This window comes from Siminovitchia thermophila, from assembly GCF_016909185.1.
GTDB classification, from domain to species: Bacteria; Bacillota; Bacilli; order Bacillales; family Bacillaceae_C; genus Siminovitchia; species Siminovitchia thermophila.
Map to the genome: position 1 here is coordinate 1 of NZ_JAFBFH010000039.1, position 18,814 is coordinate 18,814.

The 18,814-nt window shown below is 43.3% G+C and carries 19 protein-coding genes; 16 read left to right on the plus strand and 3 right to left on the minus strand.

The window, feature by feature from the left end:
* The 8 genes from JOC94_RS19665 to rpsI form a co-directional block, all read left to right on the plus strand.
* Positions 1–236 (plus strand): DNA-directed RNA polymerase subunit alpha C-terminal domain-containing protein (locus tag JOC94_RS19665; protein WP_328799815.1); only part of this gene is annotated, 236 nt, incomplete at its 5' end.
* Positions 237–284: 48 nt separating this feature from the next.
* On the plus strand, positions 285–647 hold the full coding sequence (rplQ, locus tag JOC94_RS19670; protein WP_077111576.1) for a 50S ribosomal protein L17: 363 nt from the start codon (positions 285–287) through the stop codon (positions 645–647).
* Between the two features lie 468 nt (positions 648–1,115).
* Positions 1,116–1,955 carry an energy-coupling factor ABC transporter ATP-binding protein gene (locus JOC94_RS19675; RefSeq protein ID WP_077111577.1) on the plus strand — a complete coding sequence of 280 codons (840 nt, stop codon included), beginning with the start codon at positions 1,116–1,118 and terminating at the stop codon, positions 1,953–1,955.
* Complete coding sequence (locus tag JOC94_RS19680) at positions 1,931–2,803, plus strand: energy-coupling factor ABC transporter ATP-binding protein (RefSeq protein WP_077111578.1); 873 nt, start codon at positions 1,931–1,933, stop codon at positions 2,801–2,803. Before JOC94_RS19675 ends, JOC94_RS19680 begins: the two co-directional genes overlap by 25 nt.
* Positions 2,800–3,597: an energy-coupling factor transporter transmembrane component T family protein gene (locus tag JOC94_RS19685; protein ID WP_077111579.1), complete on the plus strand. Its 798-nt coding sequence runs from the start codon at positions 2,800–2,802 to the stop codon at positions 3,595–3,597. The genes JOC94_RS19680 and JOC94_RS19685 overlap by 4 nt, the downstream gene beginning before the upstream one ends.
* An 18-nt stretch (positions 3,598–3,615) precedes the next feature.
* The gene (gene truA / locus JOC94_RS19690; protein ID WP_077111580.1) at positions 3,616–4,368 is read left to right on the plus strand and encodes a tRNA pseudouridine(38-40) synthase TruA; all 753 of its coding nucleotides are present in this window, start codon (positions 3,616–3,618) and stop codon (positions 4,366–4,368) included.
* Between the two features lie 160 nt (positions 4,369–4,528).
* Positions 4,529–4,966, plus strand: coding sequence for a 50S ribosomal protein L13 (rplM, locus tag JOC94_RS19695; RefSeq protein WP_077111581.1), 438 nt, complete (start codon positions 4,529–4,531; stop codon positions 4,964–4,966).
* Positions 4,967–4,988: 22 nt separating this feature from the next.
* Positions 4,989–5,381, plus strand: a complete 393-nt coding sequence (gene rpsI / locus JOC94_RS19700; RefSeq protein ID WP_077111582.1) for a 30S ribosomal protein S9 — start codon at positions 4,989–4,991, stop codon at positions 5,379–5,381.
* A gap of 413 nt (positions 5,382–5,794) precedes the next feature.
* On the opposite strand, the gene JOC94_RS19705 is transcribed toward rpsI, so the two are convergent.
* From JOC94_RS19705 to esaA, 3 genes are all read right to left on the minus strand, one after another.
* Positions 5,795–6,265 carry a YueC family protein gene (locus JOC94_RS19705; protein ID WP_077111583.1) on the minus strand — a complete coding sequence of 157 codons (471 nt, stop codon included), beginning with the start codon at positions 6,263–6,265 and terminating at the stop codon, positions 5,795–5,797.
* Entirely contained in the window at positions 6,255–8,462 is a 2,208-nt protein-coding gene (locus JOC94_RS19710) for a type VII secretion protein EsaA (protein WP_236017161.1), read from the minus strand. The genes JOC94_RS19705 and JOC94_RS19710 overlap by 11 nt, the downstream gene beginning before the upstream one ends.
* 360 nt (positions 8,463–8,822) lie before the next feature.
* Positions 8,823–9,389 carry a type VII secretion protein EsaA gene (gene esaA, locus JOC94_RS23020; protein WP_253191884.1) on the minus strand — a complete coding sequence of 189 codons (567 nt, stop codon included), beginning with the start codon at positions 9,387–9,389 and terminating at the stop codon, positions 8,823–8,825.
* Between the two features lie 430 nt (positions 9,390–9,819).
* Between esaA and JOC94_RS19715 the strand changes: the two genes are divergently transcribed.
* The 8 genes from JOC94_RS19715 (at position 9,820) to JOC94_RS19745 (ending at position 18,735) form a co-directional block, all read left to right on the plus strand.
* Complete coding sequence (locus JOC94_RS19715) at positions 9,820–10,110, plus strand: WXG100 family type VII secretion target (protein ID WP_077111584.1); 291 nt, start codon at positions 9,820–9,822, stop codon at positions 10,108–10,110.
* Between the two features lie 76 nt (positions 10,111–10,186).
* Positions 10,187–10,426, plus strand: coding sequence for an EsaB/YukD family protein (locus tag JOC94_RS19720; RefSeq protein ID WP_018709244.1), 240 nt, complete (start codon positions 10,187–10,189; stop codon positions 10,424–10,426).
* 35 nt (positions 10,427–10,461) lie between these two features.
* A complete protein-coding gene (essB, locus tag JOC94_RS19725) occupies positions 10,462–11,751 on the plus strand; it encodes a type VII secretion protein EssB (RefSeq protein ID WP_077111585.1) in 1,290 nt (429 codons plus the stop codon).
* A complete protein-coding gene (locus JOC94_RS23025; protein ID WP_236017162.1) occupies positions 11,751–12,866 on the plus strand; it encodes an FtsK/SpoIIIE N-terminal domain-containing protein in 1,116 nt (371 codons plus the stop codon). Before essB ends, JOC94_RS23025 begins: the two co-directional genes overlap by 1 nt.
* A 28-nt stretch (positions 12,867–12,894) precedes the next feature.
* Positions 12,895–16,224 carry a type VII secretion protein EssC gene (gene essC / locus JOC94_RS19730; protein WP_236017163.1) on the plus strand — a complete coding sequence of 1,110 codons (3,330 nt, stop codon included), beginning with the start codon at positions 12,895–12,897 and terminating at the stop codon, positions 16,222–16,224.
* Positions 16,225–16,357: 133 nt separating this feature from the next.
* A complete protein-coding gene (locus tag JOC94_RS19735) occupies positions 16,358–16,771 on the plus strand; it encodes a DUF5082 family protein (protein WP_139345629.1) in 414 nt (137 codons plus the stop codon).
* A gap of 6 nt (positions 16,772–16,777) precedes the next feature.
* Positions 16,778–17,035, plus strand: a complete 258-nt coding sequence (locus JOC94_RS19740) for a hypothetical protein (protein WP_077111587.1) — start codon at positions 16,778–16,780, stop codon at positions 17,033–17,035.
* Between the two features lie 5 nt (positions 17,036–17,040).
* The gene (locus tag JOC94_RS19745; RefSeq protein ID WP_077111588.1) at positions 17,041–18,735 is read left to right on the plus strand and encodes a T7SS effector LXG polymorphic toxin; all 1,695 of its coding nucleotides are present in this window, start codon (positions 17,041–17,043) and stop codon (positions 18,733–18,735) included.
* Positions 18,736–18,814 lie beyond the last annotated feature (79 nt).

The following is an 18,814-nucleotide window of genomic DNA, read 5'->3' on the forward strand; positions in this document are numbered from 1 at the left end:
ACCAACAAAAACAACAACAACAAAAACACAAACACCAACAAATGACGATTGAAGAACTTGATCTCTCCGTCAGGTCTTACAACTGCCTCAAGCGGGCCGGCATTAACACGGTTCAGGAGTTGGCCAATAAGACCGAAGAAGACATGATGAAAGTAAGAAACTTGGGAAGAAAATCGCTGGAAGAAGTAAAAGGCAAGCTGGAAGAGCTTGGGCTGGAACTTCGAAAAGACGATTAAAAAGAGAAACGACATAATGAATTTGCCACAACAAAGGAGGGAAACGAAATGTCTTATCGTAAATTAGGACGTACAAGCGCGCAACGCAAAGCCATGCTTCGCGACTTGGCTACTGACTTAATTATCAGCGAACGGATTGAAACAACAGAAGCGCGTGCAAAAGAACTTCGCTCTGTTGTGGAAAAAATGATCACTCTTGGAAAACGTGGAGATCTACATGCCCGCCGCCAGGCAGCCGCCTTCATTCGTAAAGAAGTGGCAGATGCCGAAGCGAACCAAGATGCATTACAAAAATTGTTTTCCGATATTGCCCCTAGATATGAAGAACGTCAAGGCGGCTATACTAGAATCATGAAGCTCGGACCACGCCGTGGAGACGGAGCTCCAATGGTTATTATTGAATTAGTGTAATTCAAAAGAAAAACTACAGGGCAGGGCGTACGTCTAATGCCCTTTTTCTTTAAATAATGTGTCATTTCATATGCTGTATGATGTCCAGATCCAGCGCCTAGCCCCTGGAGGTCGCTAGCAGAAACTTGCAGGGAAGCAGACTACCCAAAGCTATTATTCCTAGGGTTGCTTACTTTGTGGCAAGCTCGCATGAGGCTTATTTTATGAAGCTTCACAAGAATTAAAATCAGCAGCCTCGTCTTCTGCTAGTGGGGGCTGGTCCAGGCGCTTGCACTTTTCTTTAAAGCTTAAAAGAGCGTTACGATAGGCACAATGTTTGTGACCCTGTCTAGCTTCATGCACCTTCTCCCACGGTCATCCGCAAGGGTGAGGCGCCGGTTCAGCCGGTGACCTGGAGAAAGGTGCAGGCTTTTTTCTGTTTATGGACGAATCAGCAAACGTCAATGCTTGCTGGAGGAGGGGCAAAGGATGGCTAAACCGATCATTTCCATAGAAAATATTTCTTTTCGGTATGAAGAACAGGAATCCTACGCCTTAAAAGATGTATCGTTTTCTATAGAAGAGGGCGAATGGCTGGCTATTGTGGGCCATAACGGTTCAGGAAAGTCGACATTGGCCAAAATTTTGAATGGACTCCAATTTCCTGAACACGGGATGATCAAAGTTCAGAATCTTCCTTTAAACGAAGAGACGGTTTGGGATATCCGCAGAATGGTCGGAATGGTTTTTCAAAGTCCGGATAATCAGTTTGTCGGTACGACCGTACAAGATGATGTGGCTTTTGGGATGGAGAATAACGGTGTTCCACATGAAGAAATGACCGTACGTGTAAAAGAGGCACTCGAACGGGTGCATATGTATGATTTTCTCAACCAGGAGCCACATCATCTTTCAGGAGGCCAGAAGCAGCGCGTGGCTATAGCAGGTGTTATTGCACTCAGGCCGGATGTTATCATTCTGGATGAGGCGACATCCATGCTCGATCCGCTGGGGCGTGAGGAAGTGCTTCAGACGGTAAGAGAATTAAAGGATGAACAAGGATTGACAGTCATATCGATTACGCATGATCTGGAAGAAGCCGCCAAGGCAGATAGAATGATCATTCTGAACCAGGGCCAGGTGTATAAAGACGGCAAACCGGAAGAGATTTTTGAACTGGAGGAAGAGTTGATTACTCTTGGGCTTGATATTCCTTTCCCAGTTAAAATGAGCCATACGCTTAGGAAAGTGGGGCTTGGCTTGCCGAAATTGTATTTGACAGATGAAGAGTTGGTGAATGATCTATGGAAATTACACTTCAAGAAGTAGAATATAAGTATTCAGCCAATACACCGTTTGAACGCCTAGCCATCCAAGACATCAACCTCCGTATCAAGGAAGGCTCATTCATCGCCTTGATCGGCCATACCGGTTCCGGAAAGTCTACCATTCTCCAACATTTAAACGCTCTGCTGCAGCCGACAAAAGGGCAAATTACAATCGGCGACAGAACGATTACAGCGGGAAAGAAAGAGAAGAACCTGCGCAGCATCCGGCAAAAAGTCGGCATCGTATTCCAATTTCCTGAACATCAACTCTTCGATGAAACTGTTGAAAAAGACATTTGTTTTGGACCGATGAATTTCGGCATTTCTGAAGAAGAAGCTAAAAAAAGGGCAAGAAGACTAATAAAAGAAGTAGGTCTGGATGAAGACATATTGCAAAAATCCCCGTTTGATCTCTCCGGCGGACAAATGCGCCGGGTTGCCATTGCCGGAGTGCTGGCGATGGAACCGGAAGTATTAGTGTTGGACGAACCAACAGCGGGGCTTGATCCGCGCGGCCGAACGGAAATTATGGAGATGTTTTACCGCTTGCATCAGGAAAAGGGCCTGTCTACCATTCTAGTAACGCACAGCATGGAAGATGCGGCGAAATATGCCGATGAAATTGTTATCATGCATAGAGGCCGGATACAAAAAACCGGCGATCCGAGAACAATCTTTTCCAATCCGGAAGAACTTCTTGAACTGGGGCTGGATGTACCCCAAGTCGTCAAATTTCAATATCGGCTAGAGCAAAAAATAAATAAAAAGCTTGGAAAAACATGTCTTTCCATCAAAGAACTGTCCGACCTGCTGGCAGAGCTAAAAGAGGGAGGCGGCATGCTCCCATGATGGAAAAAATGATTTTTGGGCGTTATATTCCCGGTGAATCGGTCATTCACTTATTGGATCCGAGAACAAAACTGCTGTTTGTGTTCGGATTTATCGCTATTGTATTCTTGGCGAATAATACGCTGACATATAGTTTGCTTGTTCTGTTTGTCTTTTTATTGATTATTTTGTCCAAAATGAATGTGAAGTTTTTAATCAATGGTTTAAAACCCGTTCTCATACTGATCATTTTTACTTTCTTCCTGCAACTTTTTTTCAACAAAGAAGGGGATGTCATCTACAGTATCGGCAATGTTAACATATACGAAGAAGGGCTTCGCCAGGCGATCTTTATTTCGCTTCGCTTCTTCCTGCTCGTGTTTGTCACGACGTTGCTTACGTTGACAACAACGCCGATTACATTGACAGACGGGCTTGAAAGCTTGATGAAACCTCTCAAGAAAATCAAGTTTCCAGTTCATGAATTGGCGCTCATGATGTCCATCTCATTGCGTTTTATTCCAACGCTTATGGATGAGACGGATAAAATCATGAAAGCGCAAATGGCCAGGGGCGTTGAATTTTCCAGCGGTCCCATAAAGGACAGGCTGAAATCGATCGTTCCGCTGTTGATTCCCCTGTTCGTCAGTTCCTTTAAACGGGCTGAAGAACTTGCGACCGCCATGGAAGCGCGGGGATACCGCGGGGGAGAAGGCAGGACAAAATACCGTTTATTGAAATGGGCTCGGCGCGATGTTTTCGCGGGATGTGCCTTCATCATACTGGCCATACTGCTAATTTTATGGAGATCTTAAAAAAGAGGGTTACAGTACATGCAGCGTTATAAAGGAACGATTGAATATGACGGTTCAGGCTTCTCCGGCTACCAAATCCAGCCGAAGGGACGGACGATCCAAGCCGAAATTGAAAAAGTGCTCGCAAAAATGCATAAGGGACGCCATATTGCGGTTACGGCTTCAGGACGTACCGATGCAGGGGTCCATGCGCGCGGACAAGTCATTCACTTCGACTCTGGGCTGTCCCTGCCTCCAGAACGATGGGTGAAGGCGTTGAACGGCCTCCTGCCGCAAGATATATCTTTTTTGAATGTGGAAGCGGCAGAGCCCGACTTTCACGCCCGTTTCGACGCAGTCGGAAAAACGTACAAGTACTATCTGTACAATCGTGAGACACGAGACCCTTTTAAACGCCATTATTATGCTCATGTATCTCGAAACCTGGATATTGGAAGAATGAGAAGCGCGGCACGATTTGTGGAAGGAACCCATGATTTTACAAGTTTCTGTTCGGCAAAAACAGAAATGGCGAACAAAGTGAGAACCATTTCGCGTCTTGACATTGAAGAGCGTCATGAGGAAATCATATTCACCTTTACCGGGAACGGATTTTTATATAATATGGTGAGAATTATAGTGGGAACGCTGTTGGAAGTGGGAGCAGGAAAAAGGGCCCCGGAGGAAATGAAAGACATTTTGGCGGCGAAAGATCGCCGCTTGGCAGGGAAGACTGCTCCCCCCGAAGGACTCTATTTGTGGGAAGTCTATTACGGAAAACGGCCATGTTGATAATAACAACCTGCCCAGGTGTACAAATTGTTCTTGACTTCACTTGCCAAAACCGATAAAATATCCTATGGTATTATTTTTTCAATTCCACGATAAGCCCCGGAAACTTATTGTGATGAAAATAACAACAGCTAATTTTTGCAAAATTGGAGGGTAACAAATGCGTACTACGTATATGGCTAAAGCCGGAGAAATCGATCGTAAATGGTACGTTGTTGACGCTGAAGGCAAAACGCTTGGCCGTCTTGCATCTGAAGTGGCGAGCATTTTGCGCGGCAAACATAAACCAACTTACACACCTCATATTGACACAGGCGATCACGTGATTATCGTAAATGCTGAAAAAATCGAACTAACTGGTAATAAATGGAGCGACAAAATTTACTACCGCCATACAGGCTTCCTCGGAGGCATCAAGCAAAGAACCGCACAGGAAATGAAGGAAAAGCAACCACAAAAAATGCTTGAACTCGCCATCAAAGGCATGCTTCCAAAAGGACCTTTAGGACGTCAAATGTACAGAAAGCTTCATGTCTACGCAGGACCTGAACATCCACATCACGCACAACAACCGCAAACTTACGAGCTTCGCGGATAATTTGAAAGGGAGGGCAATTATTTTGGCACAAGTTCAATACTATGGTACAGGCCGACGTAAAAGCTCAGTCGCCCGCGTACGCTTAGTACCCGGCGAAGGCCGTATCGTTATTAATAATCGTGAAGTAGAAGACTACATTCCATTCGCAGCATTGCGCGAAGTCATTAAACAGCCGTTGGCGGCTACTGAAACATTGGGCAACTACGACGTATTGGTCAATGTAAACGGCGGCGGATACACTGGTCAAGCAGGAGCCATTCGTCACGGCATCGCCCGTGCGCTGCTTCAAGCTGATCCAGAATTCCGTGCACCTTTAAAAAGCGCCGGACTCTTAACACGCGACCCGCGCATGAAAGAACGTAAAAAATACGGTCTTAAAGCTGCTCGTCGTGCACCGCAGTTCTCAAAACGTTAAAACCCATGGCCTTCTTGGATGTCGATTCCAAGAAGGCTTTTTCATTAAAAAAAGGTACAAAAAATGGAGAGTGACTGGAATTATTTTAATTACATTCTCTACCGTATTTTTTGGGGATCACTAAGCTATTGACGTCGCTCTCAAGAAGTACTCCTAATGCACCTATTCTTATCCCAGTAAACAAAAAGCGATCTCTGCTTTCCGAGGAAGCTGAAGAGACCTGAGGACAGCGAAATATTTTGACGTAGCGATGGTAGGGATTTTTTTAACAAAAATAATGGCTGGGACATAACCCTGTAAAAATGAGTAAACCGCGGGAAATCAAGTTTGAAAACCTTGATTTCCCGCGGTTTTATTCTCACGATTATTACGAATATCAATCAGCTTTTAACTTATGTCCCAGTCTCATGATTTTACTGCTCCATTTGATTAAACCCTTTAGGCAAGATATACACAAACAGCGTTAAAAAGAGTGCTATTACAACACCTCCCAGTGCCCAAGGGAGCCAAGCAACGGATGAATTATCATTGTTCGGTGTCTGTTGCGGCAAAGGGTTTTCTGTATCAAACAGTCCAATATGACTTGCAATCGTTTCAGTGGTGAATTTATCTTCTCTTGTGAAGGAGAGGGTACGAATCATTTTATCGTATTCTTGTTCTCGTGGTTGATCGAATTGTAACTTACGCACTTCTTCAGGTACACGCACCGGCTCTTGTGCCTCTTCTGAAGTGTGATCTTTTCGTAGATTGGACCGGATTTCATGCTCTTGATACTCGGCGGGATCCGTACGTGTAGGTTCTTTCGCCCCAAAAGAGAGGGGAGAAAATCCTGTAAGAAGCACTACTACTACACCACAACAAACAGTCAAACGTTTAAATTTCATATTCCTCTTCCTCTGCTGAATGACGTAATTGTTGATTTTTGTAAATGTGTTTAGCCACTATTATTGCGATTGAAAAGCAGGTAATGGCGAATAGTACCGTGGCACCTGGTACGAATAGTTTTTGTTCTTGATGTTGAATAGATATGAATAGTTCAGCTATCGGGTTACTGGAACGAAAGTTTGGCATCGCCATATCAAGGAGCGGAGTGGTAAATAGGAAAATGATTAAAACGCTCCCGAGTGCTCCTATCCATGGTCCGATTATGAGTATTAAGCACATTAATCCTGATGTAGCCAGGACAAGCAATACCGTAATAATGGACCATTGAATGGCTTGTGCCTCCGACATTTTATAGATATTGAGTCCGTATATGCTAATAATTAATCCAAGAGCAACCGATAAAATGACATATAGTGATAGATGCACAAGGATAGGCAAATTCCCATAATGGTGAGCCAAATATCCAATCAGTAGGCTGACAAGCAAGATAATCACAAGCATGACAACTGGTGGCGTAAACGGTTCGGCAGGTTCTACCACTTGTTCTCCAGCAACGTTGACCGGGTTGGACAAGTGTTTGTATACGTAGTCGTTGTAATAGCCATCGTTAATCGCATTATGAAGAATATCATTCATATTGTCATGTACAAGTTTTGTTGTATCCACACTCTTTTTCCATCGGTTATTTAGATCATCAGATTTGCTTTGGACACTTGAGACTTGGCCAAACATTTCTTCTGTTGACCCAATCAAACCGTCTTGGTGCTTGCTAAGAGAGGATACGACATCGCCAAGTTGTTCGACCTCCATTAAAGACGCTTGATGACTCATCTGCACAAGGTGGCCATCAAGGCCTTCGATTGGCCCAGCTTCAATTTCGATTGGTTTGCGGTTACTCTTTATTTGCTCTACAGCGTTGCCCGCATGTACATGTGTTTCATTAACCAATGATAAAATAAGCTGTTGTTCCTCTTTGATTTCATCACTTAGGTCGGCGAGCACGGTATTCGTATCTTCAAGGAGAGTATCCATTTCGGTACGTGCGTCTGTAGAGAATTTCTGGAATTGTTTAATATCCTCGGTTAAGAACATGAAGGATGTCACGTTTTCTTGTGATCCAAGGATTTGTTCCCTTAACTCTCCCATACGAGCAAATTGCTTAATCGCCGCATCTGCATGTTCCCGATTTAAAGTGCTGCTAGAACTATAGTTTCGTATGGTCAGTTCAAGCTCAGAAAGTAATCCGTAATAGTCCATCAGTAAGCCAGGGTCACGATTTTGAATTGGATCACTAAAACGGGGCGCAAATTCACTTGCAGGTTCGGATGATAAAATCCGCTTTTCGCGCTCCTGAATTTTGTCTATCAGTGAGCTCGGTAGCGCCTCTGTTCTTTCTTCTAATTGATCTAGGTAGCGTTGCAGTTTTTCTAAGTAGTCGACATAACTGGATACGAGATCGTGGTTGTTTTTGATGTTTGTCTTTTGGCTGTTCAATTCATTTTCTAGCTGCTCAATAATCGCCATTGCTTCTTCCCAGATCGTATACGGGGAACGTTCATCTTGAGGCGTATCTGGTTGCTGTGGTTCTCCTGGTTGTTCCGGTTGTTCTTCTGAATCTCTTTTATTGTCTAGGTCATTATCTTCTGATTTCCCTAAAGTGTCTTCTTGGCCGAGATCGTTGTCCGATTCACTCGGTGATCCTGGTTCAGTATCTGGTGTTGGATCAGGTTGTTCTTCTGACTTCCCCATCGTGTTTTCTTGTTCGAGATTGTTGTTTGGTTCACCCGGTGATCCCGGTTTAGTGTCTGGCTCCGGATCGGGTATTGGATTAGGTTCAGGCTTCTCTTTTTCCGGTTCAAGCTTGGTAAGCAATTCTTTTATGGTTTTGGCTTGCTCCTGGATCTCGTCAAGTGTACTTGGTGTCAGCCCCTTCAAATCATCTTGTGGTGCACCTGGCCGCTGTTGCTCATCGGGAGTTTTTTGAGTCAGGTTCTTACGTATGACGAGAGTGGATTCCATTGTAGATAAAAAGGCATTCAAAGCGTCTTGCTGATTGTAATTTCTAATGACATCCCTGTGTGATTGCGGCAGAAGGTCAATCTCTCGATGTAATGCCTGAAAAGAGGTGTTCATATTCGTTTCAAAGCCTTGCATTTGTTGATCGAGAGTACCTACTCCAGCACGAATCGCTTGCAAATAGTCGTATACGTTGTTTCCTTCATTTTCTAATCGCGGCTGAAAGGGTTCTTGGCCTTCTCTGATCCGTCTCTCACCATCTTCTAATAATGAGTTGAACTCTGCGGATGCTTCATTTATCAGCTGTTCATTTTCAAGATCGATTAATTGTAAGGAATCTACTACATCTGCTTGATAAGCTAGGTACGTGTCGATATTGTTCGTGAGCGTTTCAAAAGCTTTTTCTGCTTCTGTAAGACTGCTTTGTGAATTTCCTGCAATACCCGCCGCCTCTTTCGAGTGGGAAAATAGCTGTCTTAAGCGCTCACGCTGGCGATCAATTTCCTCCCCAAGTTCTTGTGAGCTGGGAGCGTAAAACGATTACATTTCATTTAAGAAATCGATCTCTTTGTCCAGTATTTCACCAAAGTTCGTTTGAACTTCGTTAATTTCTTCACTTACATAACGCCAATACATGGCTGTGACTTGCCCGTTCAGCTTTTGTTGGGCAGCTTCGAGCTCTTTTTGGACACGTTCTTGGTTTTTCGCGTTTAGGTGGGGTGATATCTCAAAGCGAATGTTAGTGATTCTCGGTACTTCCTCTTTAAATGACATAATGTCGCGTGAAAACGAGGAAGGAATATAAATGACAGCATCGTATTCTTTGTTTTCTAGCCCTGTTTGTGCGGCGCTCCGGCTGACAACAGGCCATTCGTACTCAGATTCACCGCTTTCAATCGTTAAAATCGAGTCTTGTCCTAACGTGACGAGATTATCTTTTGCTTGAAGAAAACCATCATCTTCGTTAACAATTGCGATTTGTGCTGTCGTGTTTTTTGGACGAAACGTTGGTTCGGGCCCAATGTAATTAAAAAAGCCGATGGGGATCGAAGCGATGATTAGAATGGCGATGAATAGGCTGATGACACTGTTTTTCTTGCTTCTCACAGTCTATTAAATCCTCCTTCTTTCAATGATTATCCATACGTGTCACGATTTACTTATTATCGTATCAGAAACAATGATTGATAAAAACATAATTTTGTGTAAAGTATAAATAAATGGAAAAATTATGTTTGATCATTAACGATAACATAAGACTTTTGGGGAACACATCAACCAGATTGGGGAAAGATGAAGACACAAGAGAGATAAGTTACGGTATTACACCTTCAACTATCATTAACTTCCCGTTTCAGTCTTCGAAAAAGATTGTACTTCCACAAAGCGGGTTTCTAAGGTAGTTAGTGCTTGAGGAAGAAGAGATACAAACAGGATGATTGTAAAATATATCCAAAAAGGTTGACATCATAATAATTTCACTCTTACAATAATTATGTATTAAAGAAAAATCATAATTTTCAGGAGGAGATTTTTCATGGCACAAATTCGTATGACACCTGATGAATTACGCACGGAGGCAAATGAGACCCGTGCAGATGCAGCATCGTACCAAGAGTTACTGCAAAGAGGAGATGCACGTATTATGAAGTTGGGCTCTACTTGGGAAGGGGAGGCATTCCAAGGATTTGCTGAACAGTGGCAAGACAAACGGAGGCACGTAGAAGAGCTCATCCAGTTGTACGAAGAGCTTGGAGCACAAACGGATGATATTGCGAACGTTGTGGAAACAACAGACCAAGAAATCCGTAGCCGCATTGGATACTAAATCATTTTACGGAGCGCAATCGCGATTCATGTTATTGTGGATTGTGATTGCTTTTTCTCTGGGAAGAGGTGTTTTTGTGTACATAAAAGTAACAGTTGATTTGCGTAATTATTTAGAAAAGGAGATAGATTTGCGTTTATCCGACCAATACACTGTGCGCAAGTTCATCGACATTGTGTGGGAAATTGAAAAGCTGAACCAACAGCGACGAGAGGGGGATTATATCCGGATTGAAAATAAAGCGCGGATACTTGGAGGAGATCAGATCTTGGCAGACCATGGTGTCACAAATGGTGATCGTTTAGTGATACTGTGAACATTCGCTCATAGGAGAGGGGCAGAGTTGGGAAAATGAGTGAGAGAAAACGACTTTATTTAGAAGAGCGACTAGGTATGCAGTTAGGGAAAGATGAAAACGGCTATTATACTATTACATTTCAAAATGAAGAGATTCAATTAAATGATACGTTAGAAGCAAGAGTACTAGACGGTTGTGATCCGTACACTACAAGAGAAATCGAACAAAATGAAGACGACTTTGTCATTAAAGTGAGACCAGTGATCCCATTGAAGTCGTTTGGTACGCTTAAAAATAAAGAAGAAAGTGTGAAACTCTTTGTTGCCCACGCATTGATCCAAAAAGTCATCCAACATAATCACGATCTACTTCATTTGATTGTCAGCCCGGAGAACGTGCTTGTCAGTGATGGGCTGGAGGTGACATTTATCCATTATGGTGTGAAAGACAGTATCCCCCCATATGAAAAAACCCCCGATAGATTATTTCTTGAATTACGTACCACATTACTAGTGCTTTTAGATGGGAATTATCGATTTAATGAATATATGAATCATCACGACACATTAAAACTATCACATAGAGCAGAAGCTCTCATCCAACAAACAACGTTAGAAGGATTACGTGAACTTGTTTGTGATTGGATTCGAGAACAGGAACAACAAGAAAAGCAATTACATAAAGTACCGAAAACAAGGTGGATCCTACAAAAGTGGGTAGGCATCGGGCTCATTTCCGTGCTTGTACCAGCGATTGTGTATATTGTGTACGTCCTTGCCTTTTTACAACCAAGGCAAGAAGCATTTACCGCTAGCCATTCCGCTTTCTTAAATGAAAACTATAGTGAAGTGATTGATACCCTTGAACCGTATTCACCAAGCAGCATGCCCCGTGTTGTGAAATATGAACTCGCGCAATCTTATGTCGCAGTAGAACCATTGCAAGACTATCATCGGAAAAACCTTAAAAATGTGCTCGTACTGCAAGCTGCAGAGCCTTACTTCGATTACTGGATTGCGATTGGACGGGGCGAAAATGAAGAAGCCATTGATATTGCCCGCGGGCTTCAAGATAAAGAGTGGCTTGTATACGCCAATTTGAAGCGTCGAGAAGAAGTCAAAAATGATAATAAGCTGTCAGGAAAAGAGCGGGAAGACTTAATCAAGGAGATTGAAGCGGAGATTGATAATTATATGCATGAACTTGAAGAGTTAGCGGAGGAAGAGGAACCATCCCAGCCGAATGATGAAGGTAATCCAGACAAACAAGAAGGAAAAGACGAAAAAGAAAAGGATAGGAATCAAAAGGATTATAACAAGGAAAAGGGTGGAGGTGACAAATAATGTCCTCGACATTGTGGGTCTTTTACGATCAGTATGTGCAAAGGGTGGCGGTGGATGGACTCCCTGCTGTTATTGGCCCGGGGGAACAAGTAAAGGTGCGTATTTCTTTTTTACAAAAAGACATACAAGTTCGTGATCAAGATGGTCAGTGCTTGGTTACGTGTGGAGACGAAGAACTGCTTACCCTTTCTTCTGGTGAATCATGCAACTTGAACATAGATGGTCAACCTTATTTTTTCCTATACATAAAAGAGGCTCCAAGTAAAAAAAAATATTATATGGGTCATTCGAATCTTGTGACCATTTCCAATAAATCTTCTGCCAATGTGGTTTTACCACTGGATATTCAGGTGGATTGCCTATTGCTATATGAAAAGAAGAAATGGACGCTGTATCCGAAAGAAGGGACACAGGCCCCATATGTGAACGGAGTGACAGTATCCACGCCGACCCGTATATTAGACGGTGATGAGCTTCTTTTTGGACGCGTGCTTTTGAAAATTTTAGATGGTGTTATTTTGATCGTTGAAAGCAGTGAGCCTTATAAAACGACGTTGACCCAGGTAGAAACGCCAACGTCCCTCATGCAACAACAGTATCCTATTTACCGCCGTACGCCACGTATGATCTATGAACAACCGACGGATAAAGTGGATTTTTCTATGCCGTCTGAAGAAGTGGATGATACGAGCCGGCCACTGTGGTTGGTTTTGCTGCCGCCGCTTTCCATTATCGTGATTATGGTCACGATTTCGATTACATTGAAACGCACGTGGATGTTATTCATGTCTGTCCCAATTATGACGGTAATGGCGTTTGTGGCGACAATGATGTTTTTTCGCGAGAAGAAAAAGCGGAAGCAAAAAGAAGAAAAGCGTAAACGTGTGTACACTCGCTATTTAGAGGTAAAGCGGGATGAATTGCAGGAGCTAGCGGAGGCGCAAAGGCATGCGCTTTCATATCATTTCCCGACGTTCGAACAAATGAAGGATGAGACGCGTCGTGTCAGTAGCCGTATTTGGGAGAGAACCATTGACAACGACGATTTTTTAGATATTCGAATTGGACGCTCGTCTGTGCCCGCCAGCTTTGAATTAAATCAACCGAGTGAATGAGCTATCGAACCGTGATCGGGATGAGCTGATGGAGGATTTTGAGCGGTTACGTGACAAGTATTCACACCTAGAGGATGCCCCACTACGTTTAAGTCTCGCCCGCGGTGCGCTCGGATATGTTGGAAAGCCTTCCATTGTGGAACGTGAAGTATCGCAAATTATTGGGCAACTCGCTTTTGCACACAGTTATCATGACTTACGGTTTGTCGCGATTTTACATGAAGGACAGCGCAAAAAATGGGAGTGGATGCGCTGGTTACCACATTTTCAATTGCCTGGTTCAGAGGCAAAAGGCTTCATCTATGATGAAAAGGCGTGCGACTACATTTTAAATCCGTTGTATCACATGCTGCGTCAGCGAGAATTGGCACAAAAAGAAGCATTTGAGAAGAAACGAGAAGCGAAAAAATTTCTCCCGCACATCGTTTTCTTTGTCGCAAATCGTTCACTGATTGCAGAACACAGTATTATGGAATATTTGGAAGGAAAAGATAAACAGCTTGGCTTCACCGTTATCTTTTTAACAGACGTTGCTCAAAACTTAAATGAACATGTGCATACAATTGTGAAAGCAGTAAACCGAAACGAAGGGGAAATCGTGCTACTAAGGAACATTTCGATTCATAAACGCTTCCAGTTTGATCCATACGATCCGTCAAACGAAAACTTTGCGCGCATGCTCGCTTCTTTGTATCACCAACAGGGTATGACACGGTCAATCCCTGACATGGTGTCCTTTATGGAAATGTTCCCAGGGATTAAGCGGGCGAAAGATTTAAAAATCAATAAACGTTGGCAAATCAATGACAGCACTAAATCCCTTGCAGTGCCAATCGGCTTTAAGGCAAAAGATGAGCTGCTTGAGCTAGATGCACATGAAAAGATGCATGGTCCCCACGGATTGCTTGCAGGAACAACGGGGTCAGGGAAATCAGAGTTCTTACAAACCTATATTTTGTCTTTAGCCGTCAACTACCACCCCCATGAAGTTGCCTTCTTGCTCATTGACTACAAAGGGGGCGGAATGGCGCAACCATTTAAAGGGATGCCGCATCTACTTGGTGTGATCACTAATATTGCTGAGAGTGAAAACTTTAGTTTACGTGCCCTAGCCTCCATTCGATCAGAATTAAAGAAGCGTCAACGCTTATTCGATGAACATACCGTTAACCATATTAACGACTACACGGAACTGTATAAATCAGGTGTCGCTAAAGAGCCGATGCCACACCTCTTTATTATTTCCGATGAATTTGCCGAGCTAAAAAATGAGGAACCAGAATTTATTAAAGAACTTGTATCTGCGGCGCGCATTGGGCGCTCTCTTGGTGTACATCTTCTCCTGGCGACACAAAAGCCGAGCGGAGTTGTAGACGGACAAATCTGGAGCAACTCCCGTTTTCGGATCGCCTTGAAAGTACAAAACGCCACGGATTCAAGAGAAATTCTAAAAAACGAAGATGCCGCTTATATTAAAGAAACGGGACGAGGCTATTTACAAATTGGTAGTAACGAGCAATACGACTTGTTCCAAAGCGCATGGAGCGGCGCGCAGTATATGAGGTCAGCTCACGAGGGAGAAGAGGAGATTGCTTATGTGACAGATCTCGGTCTAAAACTTGTTTCACGAGCGGAGATGGAAAAGGACAATAAACAAGAAAGCATCACCGAGATTGAGGCGATTGTCGAAGAAATTATAACAACAACAAACGAATTGGCGATTGTTCCAGCGAAAAGCCCGTGGCTTGACCCATTAGAAGAACGGATCTTCTATGATGCTGAGAGTTACGAAGAAGATGATCCACAAACATTCCCATTTGCGCTTGCCGATGACCCAGAGAATCAACGGCAATTCCCCATTTGTTATGATTGGGGCAAGAGCGGCAATTTAATGATATTTGGTATGAGCGGATACGGAAAGTCGATGACGCTCCTAACGTTACTCTTAGCATTTGCGGAGAAACAATCACCTGAGCAAGCAAACTATTATTTGCTCGACTTTGGGAACGGTGCCCTTCTGCCATTGCGCCAGCTTCGTCATACCGGGGATTATATTAAATTGGATGAAGGACGTAAGTTAGAAAAGCTCATTGACTACATTGAAAAAGAAATGGAATGCAGGAGTGAGCTGTTTATGGAAAAAGAAGTGAGCAACATCTCCGTTTACAATGAGGTGAGTGACGAGCCAATGCCATCGATTTTCATTGTCATTGATAACTATGACATCTTGCCGGAAGAGTTTTCAGACCTAGTGCCGGCCTTCACTCGGTTCGCCCGAGATGGTCAATCACGCGGCATTTATGTCTTTGCAACCGTAACTGCAAGAAACGCAGTGAAGCCTGTGCTGTTAAACAGCATGAATATGAAGATTTGTCATTACATGATTGATAAAACCGATGTCACATCATTACTTGGAAGGGTTCCATTTGCGATTGAGTCTGTTCCGGGTCGAATGATTGTCGCAAAAGGTAAAAACTGGCTTGCCCATACGTACTTACCAGCAGAAGGGGAAACGGACTTTGAAATAATTGAAAACGTGAAAGCGCGTATCCAAACGATCAATAGCCGCTATCAAGGATCGGCACTGCCAAAATCGATGGTCATGTTGCCGAAGAGCTTGACACTCGCTGGGTTCCGAGAACGCTTGGAAGAAGTTCCTCGACCAGGAATCCCACTCGGCCTGAACGAAGAGACTGTGCTGCCAGTCTATATGGCTGAGGATGCAGGGGCGCACACATTGGTTGTTGGTGAACCACAGCGTGGAAAGTCAAATATGTTAAAAGTCATGCTTTCGTTCTACCTTGAGTACGATAACATAGAAAAGATTATCGTATTTGATGGAGTCGATCGCCCGTTATTTGATTTCAACCGCCATGAAAAAGTGTCCTATGTCATGACAATGGAAGGTATGCATCAAGAGATCGAAGAGGCGACACGAGTTATGGAATTAAGAAAGGTTCAATATGAAGAGGCGTTAAGTCAGGGGATGGAGTTTCCCGCCTTCTCTCCTTATCTCTTTGTTATTGATAATGTTGCAGACTTTAAACAGGCACTTGGCATGACGAAAGAAACTGCTTTTGCGGATATGATGAAAACGTTTGGGCATTTACAGTTCCAAGTCATAGCCGCAGCAAATCATCGAGAAATTAGTTTGGGGCGCAGCCCAGTTATTGAACAATTAAAGTCTGTCCGTCAACATATACTTCTGATGAAAAAATCAGGGCAGAGCGTGATAAGCTTTCCAATGGATCGTACAGAGACATTAGGAGAGGGATTTGGTTACCATATCGTCAATGGGCAAGATGTGAAAATCAAAATCCCAGAAGTGATAAAAGAAGATCTACTTGTCCTTGTATAATATGTTAACCAGTTATCGCTGTTTTTGGTTTTGTCGTCTGGCGAGGGCTAAATAAAACTTGATAGTAAGGATGGTTTTATTCAGTGAAGAAGGATGAAACTGCGTGATAAAAACGAAGAAGGGTGTATAGGTGATGAGCTATTATTTAAATCAAATTAATATGCTGAATCATGAGATCCGAACGATTAGGAAAGGAATGGATATAGCAGGAGAGCATCGTCAAGAGTTGCTTGATGTCCGAAGTAAGTTAGTAACTGAAAAAAGCACGTTAGTATCAGATAAAAGTCATATCGATCATCCGGAATTAGGAAATGACGCAGCGCGTGGGACCATTGCATCTGACTTCGAAAGGGCAGAGCGTGATAAGCTTAAACTGGAGCATGTGAAGTTACCAGAGCAAGTCCAGGAAATGATCGATGCCATTGATAGTAAGCGAGATCGACTCCAGGAAAAAATCGAGAGTGGAAGACTACAAATTCAATACCGAAACAATCGAATTAACCATTTAAGAAAGCTTGATAAACTGGCAAGGGAAAAGAAGGGGTGATAGAAGATGGAAATCAAAGTAAACGTAGAGGAAGCCCTGGCAATCCTTCAAGCGGTCGGAGAGCTTGCTGGCAGTTTTCAAAAAGAAGCGGTTGATTCAACTGAAGGGCTAGACATGTTGCTGGCTGAAACCGGAGAAGTAGAAGAAATAGAGGATAAATTAAGCATGTATTTTCAGGCGTTGAGTCAAATGGAACGGCAATTCCAAACCTTGGTGCAAGAATATGAGAATGTGGACCATGAGCTTGCAGGGAAAATGAGGTGAAAATAATGAAAATCTTAGATGTCAGTCAAGCGATCACGAAGCTTGATAAAGACATAGATCAATTGCAACGTCGCTTGGATTTTTTGGATTTGATAGATGTAGGAATTGAAAGAGTACTGAATATGGACGGTGCATTCACTGGAGAAGGTGGGGAAGCAATCATCTTGAATCATGCGGAGTTACAGCTCCCAACGATCCGGGCATTTCGCGCCCACATCACCACTACGATTGAAAAAATTAAAAAAATGAAGGCGTATATCCTTGAATATGAACCCTCTGAAAATGGGGTAGTGACCGAAGACTTTTGGGATACGCAAATGACTCGAGGGCTAGATAAAGTTGAGCAGTCAACGGAGCAGTCCAAACAAAAAGTGGATGAGTATGCGGCGTCGGTTAGCCATATTATGAATCTTGGAAAGCTAGACATAGACCAAGTATTAAACGGCATTGAGAGTTCGCGTAAATTCGCAAGTGAAGTCGTTGATGAATTGTATATGCTTGACAATGACGGAGTCGATTTAATGGCTGACGTACAAGCGAGCCGTACCGAACTAGATGCCATTGTGCAAAAAGCGGTAGAGTGGACCAATGCAGGCGGACCTCTTTTACAAGGGGTGAATATTCAAGACGTGAAGTCGCACTTCAAAGAGATGACATTACATAAGGAAGCTCCAGACGTGGATATGGCTCGTTTGAATCGTGGAGATGACCGTTCGTTAGTGCAGGGAGTAGTGAATTTCTTAGGAACAGATGTAAAAACGATTCAGAATTGGGGACTGGTCGGTGTTGATTTTGCGCGTGGTGCAGCGACGACAATAATGTTTACAACAGGCATGTTGAAATTCGTCGACAATGGAGACGGTACTGTTCAATTGGTGGCCGATAAGACATGGACAAAGCAAAAAGGAAAGTACGATTCAAAATTGGCTTCTAAAATACATGAGTTGATGAAACATCCAAAAGGGAAATATATTGTTCGACGTTATGGATATATACCTAGCAATCTTCCAAAAGAAATAGCGGGATTAAGGAATCTGCCTAATGTAGGAGTTGGAGGTCTGTTGAACAGAGCTTCCGGTCCAACGGTGATTTATAAAAATGGACAGCGGTTTGTAAATTACTTCCGGCGTGGGGATGGTTTTAGAGGAAATTCTATAAACTTATTGAAAAATTTAGGTGACAATTTCATACCAACAATAAAGAGTGTTGATGTGAAAAAATCACTTAAAAATATAAAACCAGGTGGCGGCGGCTGGCAAAAGAACCTCGCCCGCGCAGGAAATGTATTGGCGGTGGGACTCAACTTTATGGAGGCATTTTCGGATACACATAAAGATAAAAGTACGGCACAAAGAACGGGTCGCGCGCTTGCAGGAACAGCGTTGGATATTGGTGCTGCATATGCGGGTGCAACCGGAGGGGCGGCTATAGGTACGATGATTTTCCCTGGCGTTGGTACGGTTGTTGGTGGATTTGTTGGCGCGGCAATTGGCGGTATCTCAGCGAACAAAATTTTAGGAGAGCCTGTACGGCAAGTTGGAGAGAAAATTGGGGTTGCAGCTAAAAAAGGTTGGAAGGTTGCAGGGGAAGCAGGAAAAGCTGCTTGGAATGCCGCAAGTGATTTTGGAAATGAGGTCAAAGAAGGAGCGAAGAATTTACTATCAAGCGGCGCCAAAGCTCTTGGAAGCCTGTTTGGTTAATGCAGGTGATAGGGGGATATCCACTTTGAAATCGTGGGTTGAGGTGTGGCTGTGAGAAACATCGATTCTTTTTATGATA